14 protein-coding genes are annotated in these 15135 nt (G+C 37.7%); 11 read left to right on the top strand and 3 right to left on the bottom strand.

The features are described 5' to 3' along the window. The first annotated feature begins 423 nt into the window (after positions 1 to 423). From ACIQXP_RS06860 to ACIQXP_RS06845, 4 genes are all read left to right on the top strand, one after another. Positions 424 to 1512, top strand: a complete 1089-nt coding sequence (locus tag ACIQXP_RS06860; RefSeq protein ID WP_387505004.1) for a PQQ-dependent sugar dehydrogenase — start codon at positions 424 to 426, stop codon at positions 1510 to 1512. Between the two features lie 295 nt (positions 1513 to 1807). Continuing rightward, positions 1808 to 2509, top strand: a complete 702-nt coding sequence (locus tag ACIQXP_RS06855) for a CoA transferase subunit A (RefSeq protein WP_387505005.1) — start codon at positions 1808 to 1810, stop codon at positions 2507 to 2509. Further along, the gene (locus ACIQXP_RS06850; protein ID WP_145855157.1) at positions 2509 to 2865 is read left to right on the top strand and encodes a DUF4260 domain-containing protein; all 357 of its coding nucleotides are present in this window, start codon (positions 2509 to 2511) and stop codon (positions 2863 to 2865) included. Before ACIQXP_RS06855 ends, ACIQXP_RS06850 begins: the two co-directional genes overlap by 1 nt. Then, on the top strand, positions 2865 to 3527 hold the full coding sequence (locus ACIQXP_RS06845; protein ID WP_025142848.1) for a CoA transferase subunit B: 663 nt from the start codon (positions 2865 to 2867) through the stop codon (positions 3525 to 3527). The genes ACIQXP_RS06850 and ACIQXP_RS06845 overlap by 1 nt, the downstream gene beginning before the upstream one ends. 171 nt (positions 3528 to 3698) lie before the next feature. On the opposite strand, the gene ACIQXP_RS06840 is transcribed toward ACIQXP_RS06845, so the two are convergent. Together ACIQXP_RS06840 and ACIQXP_RS06835 are read right to left on the bottom strand one after the other, a co-directional pair. Further along, positions 3699 to 4349, bottom strand: a complete 651-nt coding sequence (locus ACIQXP_RS06840; protein ID WP_293741255.1) for a uridine kinase family protein — start codon at positions 4347 to 4349, stop codon at positions 3699 to 3701. Then, complete coding sequence (locus ACIQXP_RS06835; RefSeq protein ID WP_293741254.1) at positions 4346 to 5869, bottom strand: muramidase family protein; 1524 nt, start codon at positions 5867 to 5869, stop codon at positions 4346 to 4348. The genes ACIQXP_RS06840 and ACIQXP_RS06835 overlap by 4 nt, the downstream gene beginning before the upstream one ends. Before the next feature lie 282 nt (positions 5870 to 6151). Between ACIQXP_RS06835 and ACIQXP_RS06830 the strand changes: the two genes are divergently transcribed. Next, positions 6152 to 6631 carry a Dps family protein gene (locus ACIQXP_RS06830; RefSeq protein ID WP_090987034.1) on the top strand — a complete coding sequence of 160 codons (480 nt, stop codon included), beginning with the start codon at positions 6152 to 6154 and terminating at the stop codon, positions 6629 to 6631. Between the two features lie 106 nt (positions 6632 to 6737). Next, complete coding sequence (locus ACIQXP_RS06825) at positions 6738 to 8573, top strand: UbiD family decarboxylase (RefSeq protein WP_387505006.1); 1836 nt, start codon at positions 6738 to 6740, stop codon at positions 8571 to 8573. An 80-nt stretch (positions 8574 to 8653) separates the two neighbouring features. Here ACIQXP_RS06825 and ACIQXP_RS06820 read toward each other — a convergent pair whose 3' ends face one another. After that, positions 8654 to 9127, bottom strand: a complete 474-nt coding sequence (locus ACIQXP_RS06820) for a hypothetical protein (protein ID WP_387505007.1) — start codon at positions 9125 to 9127, stop codon at positions 8654 to 8656. 351 nt (positions 9128 to 9478) lie between these two features. On the opposite strand from ACIQXP_RS06820, the gene ACIQXP_RS06815 reads away from it, so the two are divergent. The 5 genes from ACIQXP_RS06815 to ACIQXP_RS06795 all read left to right on the top strand — a co-directional run bounded on the left by ACIQXP_RS06815 (position 9479) and on the right by ACIQXP_RS06795 (position 15105). After that, complete coding sequence (locus tag ACIQXP_RS06815; RefSeq protein ID WP_387505008.1) at positions 9479 to 10441, top strand: hypothetical protein; 963 nt, start codon at positions 9479 to 9481, stop codon at positions 10439 to 10441. Positions 10442 to 10540: 99 nt separating this feature from the next. Further along, positions 10541 to 11134, top strand: a complete 594-nt coding sequence (locus ACIQXP_RS06810) for a hypothetical protein (RefSeq protein ID WP_387505009.1) — start codon at positions 10541 to 10543, stop codon at positions 11132 to 11134. Beyond that, complete coding sequence (locus ACIQXP_RS06805; protein ID WP_387505010.1) at positions 11098 to 11883, top strand: sensor histidine kinase; 786 nt, start codon at positions 11098 to 11100, stop codon at positions 11881 to 11883. Before ACIQXP_RS06810 ends, ACIQXP_RS06805 begins: the two co-directional genes overlap by 37 nt. Beyond that, positions 11876 to 12535: a response regulator gene (locus tag ACIQXP_RS06800; RefSeq protein ID WP_387505011.1), complete on the top strand. Its 660-nt coding sequence runs from the start codon at positions 11876 to 11878 to the stop codon at positions 12533 to 12535. The genes ACIQXP_RS06805 and ACIQXP_RS06800 overlap by 8 nt, the downstream gene beginning before the upstream one ends. Before the next feature lie 146 nt (positions 12536 to 12681). Next, positions 12682 to 15105, top strand: coding sequence for a hypothetical protein (locus tag ACIQXP_RS06795; RefSeq protein WP_387505012.1), 2424 nt, complete (start codon positions 12682 to 12684; stop codon positions 15103 to 15105). The last annotated feature ends 30 nt before the right edge of the window (positions 15106 to 15135 follow it).

Below are 15135 nucleotides of genomic sequence, written 5' to 3'. Positions count from 1 at the left end.
TAGGGGTGATGGCAAACGCTTTAACATTGCTTTCTCACAGACGACTATTCTCATTTGCAATAAAATCGCAAAATTATTTATTCGTCTCTTTCTAAGGAGTGTAAGCGCAAGGAGATGAATCATCATTTCAACTCGATTGTGAACCACAAGTGCTCATCGAAGATAATCTTAACGCAATTATGCTTAATTGTGGTGCTGGGCGTTACCATCCGGCACTATTTTTTTGAAATCTCTCAGATGGCAACATCTGACACCAATAGTGATGTTGGATGTTTCCATCCGACACTGAGAAAACTCCTGTTCGCCACTCTCTTTCTAAATTACTCTCATATTCGCTCTACAATTTAGCCTGTCAGATGAAGACACCTGATAGCATACAAAACTTTATAGGCGTAACTGTGTTGTTTTTAAAATGTTACGCTTATGAAAAAAGTATTACTTTGCCTTTTTGTGGTACTGCTTACCGCAACTTGCAAGAAAACGGACAATGGTAGTGAAGATCAAGGTAACCTGCAGGATGCAGAATTAAAATCAAAGGTAATTGTATCAGGACTGAACCAGCCCTGGGAAATGGTGTATGGTCCCGATAATTTTATCTGGTTTACGGAAAAAGCAGGTAAAATCAGCCGGTTAAATCCTGTTACAGGCCAGGTAACAGCTTTGCTAACCATAACCGAAGTACGCACCAATGGAGAAGGCGGTTTGCTTGGAATGACATTGCATCCCGATTTTGCAAGCAATCCTTTTGTTTATGTAATTTATGGTTATGGAAATACCTATAGCGCTAAAGTAGTGCGCTATACCTATGCCGGGGGAAATTTAACGAGTCCACAGGTTTTACTGGATCAGATTCCTGCTGCTTCTATTCATAACGGTTCTCGCTTGTTGATCAGCGGAGGTAAACTGTATATCAGTACGGGTGACGCTGCTGATACTAATCTTCCCCAAAACATTAATTCTTTAGCAGGTAAAATTTTAAGAATAAATTTAGATGGCTCTATTCCCGCCGATAATCCTTATCCAAATAATCCGGTTTGGTCTTTAGGCCACAGAAATCCGCAGGGACTGACCCAGGTGGGTAATAAAATTTTCTCTTCTGAACATGGACCTGATTCTGATGACGAAATTAATGTTATTGAAAAAGGAAGAAATTACGGATGGCCAAATATAAAAGGATTCTGTAACGAAAGCGGAGAGCAGTCTTTTTGCAGCTCCAATAACGTAGCAGAACCGTTAATCAATTGGACACCAACTATTGCGCCAAGTGGCTTAACCTATTATAATAACAACTATATCCCGCAGTTTAAAAACTCTTTATTGTTGGCGGTATTAAAGGGCACAAAATTAATGCAATTGAAATTAGATGACGCGCAGTCTAAAATTATTGAAACTAAAGATTTTTACGTTAACACCTATGGCAGGGTAAGGGCTATTTGTCAATCGCCGGAAGGAAAACTTTACATCTGCACCAGTAATGGAAGTGATGATAAGATTGTGGAAATAGCGAAATAACCTATTTCTTTTTGTTGCCGGGACACTTCTTACAACGTTTACCTTTTTTAAATTTCTCGCAACATTTCTTATGCTCAGCAGTACAACTGAAAATAAAACCCATTCCCTTTTGAAATTCAGGGTCGGTGGGTAATATGAATTTATTTTCTTCTCTCTCGTCAATCATTTCAACACAAAGGTAAGGGTTATTTAGATTAATTCCAATCAATTTGTATTCCTGATTGATTTAAAATTTTTAAATGCTACATTTCTGATGGCAATTTGTAATTTAGCGAACTAACCAAAAATTCATAAAATGATAAATAAAGTGGTATCTGGTGCTGAAGAGGCTATCAAAGATATATCAGATGGTACAACCCTTATGCTCGGTGGTTTCGGGCTTTGCGGGATTCCGGAAAATTGTATTCAGGCGCTGGTAAACAAGCAGGTAAAAAACCTCACTTGTATTTCTAACAATGCTGGTGTTGACGATTTTGGTATTGGTTTGATGCTGAAACAACGGCAGGTTAAAAAAATGATTTCATCTTATGTAGGCGAAAATGCGGAATTTGAACGTCAATTGTTGAGTGGCGAACTAGAGGTAGAGCTTATTCCACAAGGTACTTTGGCTACCCGCTGCCTGGCCGCAGGATACGGGATGCCCGCAATTTTTACCCCTGCAGGTGTAGGCACAGAGGTGGCAGAAGGTAAGGAAGTCCGTAATTTTAATGGCAAGGATTATTTAATGGAATATGCATTTGATGCGGATTTTGCTATTGTAAAAGCCTGGAAAGGAGATACCGCAGGGAATCTGATCTTTAGATCCACCAGCAGAAATTTTAATCCGGTAATGGCTATGGCAGGTAAAATTACCATCGCTGAGGTGGAAGAACTGGTAGAAGCAGGTGAGTTGGATCCTGATTATATTCATACCCCTGGCATTTATGTACATCGCATTTTTCAGGGTAGGGATTATGAGAAAAGAATTGAACAACGAACTGTAAGAACAAAATCGTAATGAAAAAAATCATTGCAATTGAAGAAATCGGCATGTTTCTGCTGGCGGTATTTGCCTTTTCAAAGCTATCCTTTCAATGGTGGGTATTTCCGGCTCTCTTGCTTGTCCCAGATTTAAGTATGTTGGGGTATCTTGCAGGTTCAAAAGTCGGTGCGTGGTGTTATAATTTATTTCACCATAAAGCAATTGCAATTTTAACTTTCCTGATCGGATTTTATTATAAGGTGCCGGCATTGCAGTTATCGGGCATCATATTGTTCGCTCATTCCAGTATGGATAGGGCGCTGGGCTATGGTTTAAAATATAGCGATGCATTTAATCACACACATTTAGGCTTAATCGGAAAAAATAAATAATGGCATTTTCAAAAGAAGAGATCGCACAGCGCATCGCTAAAGAAATAAAAGACGGATACTATGTTAACCTGGGCATTGGCATACCTACGCTGGTGGCCAATTATATTCCAAAGGGAATTAACGTCGTATTGCAATCAGAAAACGGTTTGTTGGGTATGGGACCGTTCCCTTTTGAAGGGGAAGAAGATGCCGATTTAATTAATGCAGGAAAACAAACCATTACTACCTTGCCGGGGTCCTCTATTTTTGACTCGGCCATGAGTTTCGGGATGATCCGCGCACAAAAAGTAGATTTGACCATTTTAGGTGCCATGGAAGTATCAGAAAACGGAGATATCGCCAATTGGAAAATTCCGGGTAAAATGGTGAAGGGAATGGGGGGCGCAATGGATTTAGTGGCATCAGCCAAAAATATTATTGTAGCCATGCAGCATATTAATAAAGCCGGAGAAAGCAAGTTGTTGCCAAAGTGTACTTTGCCTTTAACCGGGGTAAAATGTATCAAAAAAATTGTAACTGAACTGGCTGTGCTGGATATTTTACCTGAAGGTGGTTTTAAACTTTTAGAGCGTGCACCAGGGGTAAGTATCGAGTTTATACAACAATCTACAGCTGGAAGATTAATCGTGGAGGGCGAAATCCCTGAAATGAGACTGGATTAATTAGTGGTTGGCGGAGACACAAGCTACGGCGATTATGATTTCCATTTTGTCAGGTTGGGGCGGCCGAAACGCTTTCAATTATATTACAGCATGTTTTCGACTCCGCTCAGGCTGACAAAAGCTATAATAATCAAAAAGGAGTCAGGCTCTTAAACCTGACTCCTTTTTGATTTACTGTATATCAACCAGAACGCTATTCCTTAAATTATTTGAAATATCTTCTGTGATGGCAATGATTTCATCGGGTTCGTTGGTATTATTCATCACTACCTTATTGCACTCGTTGCGGTAGGGTAAAAGGTATTCTTTATAAGCAGGCACCACGTGGTTATGCCATTTGTAAAGTACATCATCTTCAGGGTAACCACGTTCTAAACCATCACGTTTAATACGGCGGTCTAAAGCAATATGCTCATCTGCATCAACAAAAATAGTATGATCCAATAATGCTGCAATTTCTTTAAAGTGAAGAATAAAAAGGCCCTCCACAATAATGATAGGGGCTGATTTGATTTCCAGGATTTTAACAACAGCCAGTGGATTGTTGAAGTTGTATTCCTTTTTATAAACCACTTCGCCGTTGATCAGCTGTTTAATGTCTTTTAAAAACTGTTCGCTATCAATGGTTGAGGGTAGGTCAAAATTGTACAATTTGTTTTCTTCCTGTGTCATATCGCCAGCCGGAATGTAATAATCATCCTGCGATACGAGCGTCACTTCATCCTGTTTAAAATGATGGAGAAAGCAGTTTAAGAAAAATGTTTTGCCCGATCCGCTGCCACCGGCAATACCAATTATAAATGGTTTTTTGTTTACACTCATTGAGCACTATAGGTTAAATTGCAGAAAAAACGTTTGTCTAAAGCTCCCAACGAATCGGCTACTGCCTTAGTCATCACAATAATAACATCTTTTGTAGATTCGTTTTCTGTAAATTTACCAACAACTTTTGCAAAGGTGGTACGGTTGGTCATGGGGTTGGTAATCTTAATTACCCTTCCTACAGGTGCTGTGCGGTGTAAAACCAACATTTTCGTTCCGTCTAAATCCTGGTCTGCAATCCATACTGCCGTTCCTTTTTCTTCAATCTGGCTTAAACCGTATACGCTCGGGTCGCGGCGGAGTTTAGGATCTTTAACCATGGTGCTGTCCGGCTCATTTTCCTGTTCTTCTTTTGATAAATCATTTACCGATCTTGGTTGTGGTGGCTTAGGAATAATCAGTTTCTGATCAACTTTGATATTATTGTCCTCAAGTTTATTTGCCGTTCTGATCTGATAGGCAGTCAGGTTATATTTTTTAGCAATGGAAAAAATGTTTTCACCAGTAGCTACTGTGTGGATAAAACTTTCTTCCTTGCTGGCCGCAGGAACTTCTTTTGTTGTTGTTTCAGCCTGTTTTTCTTTTGGTACCTGAACATCTGTAATAATTCCTCCAGGTACCTTTAAAACCTGTCCGATGGTAATGGCATTATCAGGAAGATTGTTCATTTTCCTGAGTTGGTAGGCCGTAACGCCATACTGCTTGGCAATGGTAAAAATTGTTTCGTTTCTTAAAACGGTATGGTTGCCTGCTGCATCGGTAGGTTTGCTTTCCTGTACCGGTTTCTCATCGGCAGTCGCTAATGCTTTATTTTCATCAATATTTTTAGTGGCGGGAATTTTAAGCTTTTGCCCAATCCGGAGGTTATTGCCTGACAAATTGTTGGCCCTTTTTATTTCTTCAACCGTAGTGCCATATTTCTCCGCAATTTTTCCTAAAAACTCTTTTGCTGCAACGGTGTGTTCAATCATGGTTTGATCGGACGAAGGCGTGTTGCTTACCGTTGACGCTGTATTGGTTCTCGCAGATTGGCTCACTGGCGGTTCGGCTTCTGCAACCTGCGTTCCGTTTTTTGCCGGTATTTTTAAAACCTGCCCAATACTTAAATTATTGCTTTTTAACTGATTTAATGCCTTAATTTCAGTGATGGTGGTGCCATATTTTTCGGCCAGCATGTTCAGGTTTTCTTTCGGCTTAATGGTATGTTCAACCACAGTACCTATAGCAGAAGCTGTCTCTGTATTGGATGATCCGCTAGCAGCAAAAGGAATATTGGTAGGCACTTTGATGATGACCCCCACCTGTAAATATTTGTTGTTGTTAAAAGCCATAATATCCTTTGGGGATACATTGTATCTTCTTCCGATAGAATAATAGGTATCTTTTGCTACAGTCTGGTGAACGATGAGTTTTTTTCCATTATTATTTTCTACACCGATAGAGTCTCTCGCTGTATTGGCTTTTGCATTTGCAATATTTAAGGCAAATAATACAACAGCAGATAAATATATTTTATGCATTTATTTCTATATAAATTTCTAAATCAAGGAGCGCAATTATACGAATAATATTGCTAAACATCTTAAGTTGAACGGTTGACTTGCGACTAATACCGGGATGATTTTAATCTGTCAATAATGTTATGTTATTCATTTACAAATATTTGTAATATCTTCGTTTTGCTATTTATTAGCTATTAAACGATTGAATAAATAACGTATTGTTCAAAAGACAAAATTGAGCAAACTTTTATAAATTCCGTTTGTTACGTTCACATCAAAAACAATATAAATCATAATAAAATGGACGCGAAAGAAATAAGCTTGAATGAAAAAGAAGTTAAACCAGTTGTAGATCTGTTAAACGATTATCTGGCTAATTACCATATTCATTATCAAAAATTAAGAGGCTGCCACTGGAACATTAAAGGGCAGAATTTTTTTACGCTTCATGTAAAGTTCGAAGAATTGTATTCTAATGCTCAGTTAACCATAGATGAGATTGCAGAGCGTGTGTTGACTTTAGGAAAACCGCCACACAGTCGCTTTGCCGATTACATTAAGGAATCCAAAATCAAGGAAGTGGATACCATTGGCATGAAAGATTTAGATATGGTTGAAGCCATTTTAGACGATATGGCCACACTGATCGAGTTGGAACGTGAAGTAATGGAAGCATCTGAACAGGCTGGTGATGATGGAACCAACGACATGGTAAACAAGTTTATGCAGTTTAAAGAGAAAAATACCTGGATGTTACGTTCTTTCGCTGGTAAGAGATAGTATTATAAATAGTAGGTTATTGGCCTTATGTAAGTAGATTTATTGTAAAATCTGGTTATATAAGGCTTTTTTGTTTTATAGAAAGTCTAAATATTTATCTTTGAACATGGCATATAAAAGTTTAGCAGCATGTGTTTCAGATCTCGAAAAGCATGGTCATTTGATCAGGATAAAAGAAGAAGTAGATCCTTATTTGGAAATGGCCGCGATCCATTTACGGGTTTACGAAAATAAAGGTCCGGCTATTCTATTTGAAAAAGTAAAAGGAAGCCCTTTTCCTGCCGTTTCCAATTTATTTGGAACCTTAGAGAGATCAAAGTTCATTTTCAGAGATACCTTACCCAAAGTGCAACAGTTGGTTGCCTTGAGGAACGACCCCATGAAGGCATTAAAAAATCCTCTCAAATATGTCGGCTCTGCAATGTCAGCTTTATCTGCACTGCCGCTAAAAACACCATCTGCTAAAAGTAAGTTTTTGAAAACCAGCATCAGTCAGTTACCACAGATTGTGAACTGGCCTATGGATGGCGGACCTTTTGTTACCATGCCGCAGGTTTATACGGAAGATATCGAAAAGCCGGGTGTGTTGAATGCAAACCTTGGAATGTACCGTATTCAGTTAGGTGGAAATGACTATATTCAGGATAAGGAAATCGGTTTGCATTACCAGATCCACAGAGGGATAGGTGTGCACCAATCAAAAGCGAATGCGATGGGTCAACCTTTAAAGGTGAGTATTTTTGTTGGGGGCCCACCTTCACATCCCCTGGCTGCTGTAATGCCTTTACCCGAAGGTTTGTCTGAAATGACTTTTGCCGGCGCACTGGGTAACAGGCGTTTCCGCTATTTTTATGATGATGAAGGTTTCTGTATCTCTGCGGATGCCGATTTTATCATCACAGGTACTGTGTACCCAAACGAAAATAAACCGGAAGGCCCTTTTGGCGATCATTTAGGATATTACAGCTTAACCCATCCGTTTCCTTTAATGAAAGTACACAACGTGTACCATAAAAAAGATGCCATATGGTCATTTACGGTGGTTGGTCGTCCGCCGCAGGAAGATACCAGCTTTGGCGCACTGATTCATGAAATTACAGGTTCGGCCATTCCGCAGGAAATACATGGCTTAAAGGAAGTACATGCAGTAGATGCGGCCGGTGTACATCCCTTGCTTTTTGCCATAGGTAGTGAGCGTTATACACCTTATTTAATAGAGAGAAGGCCGCAGGAAATTTTAACCATAGCCAATCATATTTTAGGCAAAAACCAGTTGAGCCTGGCTAAATATCTTTTTATTGCAGCTCAGGAAGATGATCAGCATTTAAGTACGCACCATATCGATGATTTTATAAAACACGTACTGGAAAGGGTGGATTTTAGCAGGGACATTCATTTTTACACCAATACCACCATTGATACACTTGATTACAGTGGCGACGGATTAAATAGTGGATCGAAGGTTGTTATTGCTGCAGCAGGGGAAAAAAAACGCGCACTGTGGGATAAAATTCCTGAAGGACTAAGGCTGAGTGACGATTTTAACCAACCAAAAATAGCGGTGCCAGGGGTTTTAGTCCTGCAAGGCAATAGGTATAAAAATGCTGAGAAAACGGCTGCTGAAATTGCTTTATTAAACATGATACTAATGAATCAGGATTTATCGGGCCTACCCTTAATTATTCTGGCTGATGACGCAGCGTTTACCGCTGCAACGGTTAATAATTTTGTTTGGGTAACTTTTACGAGAAGCAACCCTGCAGCAGATATTTATGGCATTAACGATTTTACCATTAATAAACACTGGGGCTGTAAAGGACCATTGGTTATTGATGCACGAAAAAAGCCCCACCACGCACCAGAATTGATTAAAGATGCAGTGGTTGAGGCTAAAATAGATGAGATGGGTAAAGAGGGTGGAAGGTTATTTGGAATGATATAACCTGAAAAACGTACTAATTATGCAAGCATAAGACGTGGTTTTAAGAGTTGTTCATTACAATTGATGTAATAGAATAAAATTTAAATACCACAAAAATTGGCTGCACCTTTTAAAATCATTGTTGCAAGAAAACCTACAACCAAAGTGAGGATCATCGGATTGATGGCACCTATCCCGATTGTAGCCGCTATTGCTGATAATGCAACAGTTAATATTTTTTTCAATCCCGCTTCTTCATCAATCAGTTTCTGTATCTCAGCATAGATTTTACAAAGAATTTTTTTTATCTGGCTTGCCGTTTTATTTCTGCCCAGCCATTCAAGGAACCTTCGAAATGGATTCCACATTTCATAACCAATATTTGATGAATATGATATGCTCATCATATTTGCAACCATATCCAAATTTGGTTTGTCGTCTAAATCTTTATCAATTTCCCAATTAATGTTGCTTCGCATATATCCTACCGGATCTTTTGAGTCAACAGTTGCCTTTAACTGTTCTGATAATACATCTAAGTCAAATTTTTGATTTAATTCTCCAAGCGAACTCATTTTTAATTCTTTTAATTATAGTGCCTACTCTTTTTGGTTTTCAGCTTCCCCATTAAACCAATTGCTCATTCAAAACTACCATGGAGATTATATCCAAATCAAGCGTGAAACCGCTCGAATTTGTACACGTGAAAAACGCAATACACTACCGTGAAATCGCTGTATTTTAAAATAAATAGAAGAGGGTTAAAAAATGTGATACTTAATTTAAATGCGTTATGGCTTGATTTTTAAGGTTTTGAAAGGCTTTTTGCCTGAGTGGGGTATGGTTGGAGAATTTTCAATTTCAAATTTTCATCGTGTATATTTAGGTATAAGTTATTTATAAACCTCAAACTAAAAGCAGAAATTATGAGTAGTCTAATATTACCACGTATCTACGTGCCAAAATCAATTGGCGATGCCAGAAAAGCATGGTTCAACGCACATAAGTATGGTGTACTATATCATGCTGCAAAAGAAAATGGAGCATTATCTGAAACGCAGGAAGTATATTTCCATCAAGCGAAAGTCGTATCAGATCATATAAATGAATTAATTAATGAAAATGAAAAAATAGACGGCTTTCGGATTTATTTTGGAACTTATGGTCCGAATCAGATTGAAAGCAAACGAGGTCGGTTTAATTTAATTTTTGTAAGTACAACCGATAAACATGACAGTGGTGTATATTACATAAAAGCGGGTAAACCAAAAGATAGCACCATTGAGCCAATATCAAAAGAACTTGCTCTAGAGTACGTGGGAAATTTTCAAACTCCAGATGGGAAACGGGACAGACTTACTTCAACTTTGACCGTTGAAGATGAAAGCAATAAGTGTTTTGAAACAAAGCACCTATGGTTTGATATCGAAAAGATTAAAGAGTTACGCGATTTAATTGAAGATCATTTAAAAAAATACTCGGGTTATGGCTTAAAAATAAGATTGGTTTCTTATACGGATGAAGATGAAATCGAAGGGACTTTTGGTGGAGTAGTTCCTCAGACTTATAAACAGCGGCTAACAGTTGATTTTATATTTATAGATGAAAACAATAGCGAGATTTATCTGGATGATGAAATTTTAATTTTAAGAACAATAGAAACAATTGCAGAAATAGGTCATTCATTTATTGGAGATAATCCTGTATGGAAAAAACTTTTACAAAAGCCATATGATAGAGTTAGATTGGACAAAATATTAGATTTATTAAATACAGAAGAATATAAAATATTAAGGAATATGTTAAACAATTTGTACACAATGGATACCGGAGATCCCACTCCACCTCCATCAACTGATAATATGGCAGCACTTGATGTTTCAAATTAATAGTAAATACTTATTTTAGATACATATTTAAATTTTATGTATCTCAAATATCTATATCTTATCTCGCTGGGGGTATCCGCCATCACGGGTATTTACCAAATGAACAAAATAACAAGGCAACTCAAAACAGTTGCTTTGTTATGCACTTATACTTTTCTGCTGGAATTGAGTGTGTTTTTATTCAGGCAAAATTTTGGTTATCAGGGAAATATATTGCCCCAGTATAATTTTTTTATTCTGGTGGAATTTATGTTCTATGCTTATTTCTTAAAGCAGATTGTCAAAAATACCTACGTGCTAAAAGCGATAAACCTATTCTTGTTTATATTCCCGGTGCTCTGGTATATATTTAGTTTTTATTGCTTTAATATATTGCAGTGGAGTAGCTATTCTTTTGTGTTTGGCGGAACAATTATTATCTTTTTTGCGCTTATCTACTGCTACGAAAAATTAACATCAAACGAAACAACTTCACTTTTAAACGAAGGTGAATTCTGGGTTGCTATCGGCTTGATTGTGTATTACACCTGCGTTGTACCCTATATGGGAATGTTCCATTATTTAACCGCAAATTATGAGCAGTTAGCGGTTAAACTGAAAAAATTAAATCTAATCACCAATATCATCATGTATTTATTGTTTGCTTACGCTTTTTTATGCAAAATGATCAAGACAGAGAAGTACTCTTTGTAATTATTCCCAGCATCATTATCTTTTTCGCGCTAAGTAGTGCGATTGTTTTCTTTATGCTTTATTTTCAGAAAAAGAAATTTCAGTATGCAAAAGAAAAAGGAGAACTGGAAAAACAGTACGGCGAGCAGTTGCTGCAATCGCGTTTGGAAATGCAGGAGCAGACATTCGATACCATAAGCCAGGAAATACACGACAATGTCGGCCAATTGTTAAGTTTGGCTAAACTGCAGTTAAGTTTATTGGAAAAAAAAGAAAGAAGCGAGAAAGTGTTGGTCACCGAGATTAAAGGGAATGTAGGCAATGCGCTAAACGATTTACGTGATATTGCGAAAAGTTTGAGTACAAGCCGCATTCAGGAGTTAAGCCTGGTGCAGGCCGTTGAGCAGGAGCTGCAACGCATAAGCAGGGCAGGGGCAATTGTAACCAAAGTTGAGGTAACCGGTAAGGAGCAGCACATTACCGAACAGAAGAAAATAATTACTTTCAGGATTGTACAGGAAAGTTTGCAAAATATTTTAAAGCATGCCCAGGCCACCAGAATAGAGGTCGTATTTGATTTTGCAGAACAGCTAAACATCACTATTGCAGATAATGGTGTCGGTTTTAGCACCGTTGAAAAAGCCAAAATTGATACCGGATTGGGTCTTTTGAATATTGTAAAGCGCGCTAAATTGATTATGGGAGAAGCGACAATCGACAGTGTGATTAATAATGGAACCAAAATTACCTTAACTATACCTTATGTCTGAGCAGATTAAACAGATAGCCTTGGTTGATGATCATGTATTATTTAGAAAAGGATTGGCCGCATTGATCAGCTATTTTCAAGGCTATAATATCTTATTTGAGGCTGCAAACGGCCAGGATTTTATCAGACAGTTAGAAATATATGGTTTACCAGACATTGCCTTGTTAGATATCAATATGCCTGAAATGGATGGCTATAGCACGGCTTCATGGTTGCACAGGAATCATCCCGAGGTAAATATACTTGCGTTAAGTACAATGGATGCCGAAACGGCCATCATTAAGATGATTACCAATGGTGCTAAAGGTTATGTGCTGAAAGATGCTGAACCTGAAGAACTTAAAATGGCTTTTGATGAGGTATTAAGCAAAGGCTACTTTTACAATGAACTGGTTACCCGAAAGGTCATGCAATCGTTGAGTGCTTTGTCACCTGGTTCAAAGCTATCCGGTTTTGTAAAATTAACAGAACGGGAGATGGAATTTTTAAAATACACCTGTACAGAAAAGACCTATAATGAAATTGCAGCAGAAATGTTTGTGAGTCCGCGTACCATTGATGGGTATAGGAATTCACTCTGTGAAAAACTACAGCTCAAAAGCCGTACCGGATTGGCTTTGTATGCGGTAAAGCATGGTATAGTAAACATTTAATAAGATTGCTTTGGCATATGTACTGGAAAAGGATTTAAACTTTTGTGTATGCAAAATTGGCTTCATCACAAGATCAGGCAAGTTTATTAATTTGGATTTATTTGAATAATCAAAATAAAAAGGTGATTTTTAAGCATACTAATATTATGCTTTTAAAACATCTGCTGGTTACTTTTTTATTTGTTTTCCTTTGTGTATCAGTAAAGGCACAAAATCATCAACTCGATAGTATAGCTATAAACCTGAATCACTATGGTTCAAATAATCTGCAATCTAACCTGTTTGTACATTTTGATAAGAATGTATATACCAATAATGATCAGGTATGGTTTACGGCTTACCTGCTTAAAGCAGTAGCCGGTATGGATGCGTACCATACGCTTCACTTATCTCTTATTAACAACAGGGACAGTAGTGTAGTATCTCAAAAAAAATTTTTAATAGATAAAGGTATTTGCTACGGTGCATTTAACCTTCCCGATTCATTACAGGGTGGAGATTATCGATTCGTAGCTAATACAAACGTCATGTTAGATGGAAAGCCCGATGCCGAATTTATTCAACTGGTTACTATCAAATCTACTACAGTTAACCCCTTAGTAGACAAGGTTTCTGTTTTCAAACCTTTTGATGAACGTACTGGTAATGGTACTGTTTTATTGAAAATTTTAACTAGCGAAAACCGCTTTGTAGAAGATGCTCAGATTAAATATCAGATCGGACGCGATAAACAGCTTTTAAAGTCTGCGGTAGGCAAAAGCAGTGTTATTGGAGAATTAATGATCGATTATCCTGCTGATAAAATTACAACCCAAAACAACCTGCTGAGTATCTTTATTAAAAAAGGAAATGATACACGTGATGTAAAATTTGAGCTTCCGGTTATGAACAGCCCAAAGTATCGGGTTAGTTTCTATCCGGAAGGTGGCTATTTGGTTAATGAGTTAAAGACAAAAGTTGGCTTTGAGATAAAAGATATGGCAGGAGCAGGAGTAAGGGCAAGAGGAGTATTGTACGAAGATAACATACCAATTGATACCATTTCCAGTAGTTCGATGGGAATTGGTGCTTTCTATCTGATGCCCAAATCAACACGGCGTTATATGCTCAAATTACTGGCGGATGGCCAGCAGGCTATTTCTTACTCTTTACCATCCGTCCTGAATAAAGGTGTGGCTTTAAGTATGCCATCGGCCATTAGTGATGATGAATTCAAAATACAACTGGAAACTAATTTCAATGCGAATGTACACCTCCTGGTGCATAACTTTTCGGCTATTTTTTTGCAAGGTACCGTCGCGTTAAAGCCAGGTAAAATACAACCGATCAGGTTTAATTTAGATTCTGTGCCGGTGGGCTTAAATACTATAACCGTTTTAGATAGTAACTATAAACCCTTGGCAGAACGGATCTTCTTTGCGCATTATGATCAAATTAATCAGGTTAAGGTTATACCTGAAAAAATTGAATATCAAACGCGTGAGCAGGTCAATCTAACATTGAAAATAACTAATAGAAATAATAAACCTGTAGCCGGGCTGGTTTCCATTGCTTGTGTACAGTCAAACCGGTTATTATTAGCTAACAATACAAACATTATCGATGCCTGTTATTTGGACAAGCTCAGCGATTTTCCAAACAATAGCTTTGGGCGGAAGTTTAGTGATAAAGATTATTTAAACGATATACTGCTGGTAAAAGGCTGGCGAAAGTATAAGTGGCCCGAAGTTGAATTAAAAAAAACTGAAAAGTCTCAGTTACTGTCAAGTTTGGAGTATAATGGAAGCATCACTCGCAAAAATAAAATGTTAAAAGTCCCTATGAGTTTAAATACTATTGCCGGTACTAACATTAATGTTTTAAGTACCGATAGTAGTGGTAAGTTCAGCATCCCTTTCGCTAACCTGCTTACCAGTGAATCCAAGCCCAATGTGTGGTTAAGTATGGGCACGCCCGACTATGAAAATTTTGAACTTAAGATTAATGAACCACAAAAAGATATTAAAGCTTATCTGCTGCAACAGTCCTTTACTCAACCCGTAAGTAAAACTGAAGTTGCTGATGACAATAGCTATAGTATTACTGCAGCTATGGGCATTAAGCTGAAAGATGTAGTTATAAATAAAACTATAGACAACAGTACTTACTTCGGCAAAAGAGGAGTTAACAGATGTGGCGACTATGTATGCAAGTTTAATATTTTAAACTGTCCTAATCATTTAGGCGATTATGACAGTCGGGAACCTATTAAAGGAAAAAAATATTTAGATGGAAGAGCACGTGTTTCAGTCATTTATCAGGGTTGTACAGATGATGAATCCAAATTGAATCTGCTGATATTAAAAGGAATTAGCCTGCCAAAAGAATTTTATACATCTGATATCAATAACAAAAACGAACCAATCAATTTTTCAACCGTATATTGGAATTATCAGGTAATGATTAACGGTGAAACACCTGTCAGCTTTAATACAGGCGATTTAACCGGGGCATTTAAAATTGTTATACAGGGTGTAACCGATGGGGGCGTGGTATATGGCGAGCAAGAGATTTTGGTGAAGAGTAAATAAAAACGGCTTCAGTTTTTAAACTGAGCCGTT

Source organism: Pedobacter suwonensis (genome assembly GCF_044762335.1).
Taxonomy (GTDB): domain Bacteria; phylum Bacteroidota; class Bacteroidia; order Sphingobacteriales; family Sphingobacteriaceae; genus Pedobacter.
This window is presented reverse-complemented; position numbering and strand designations above follow the sequence as displayed.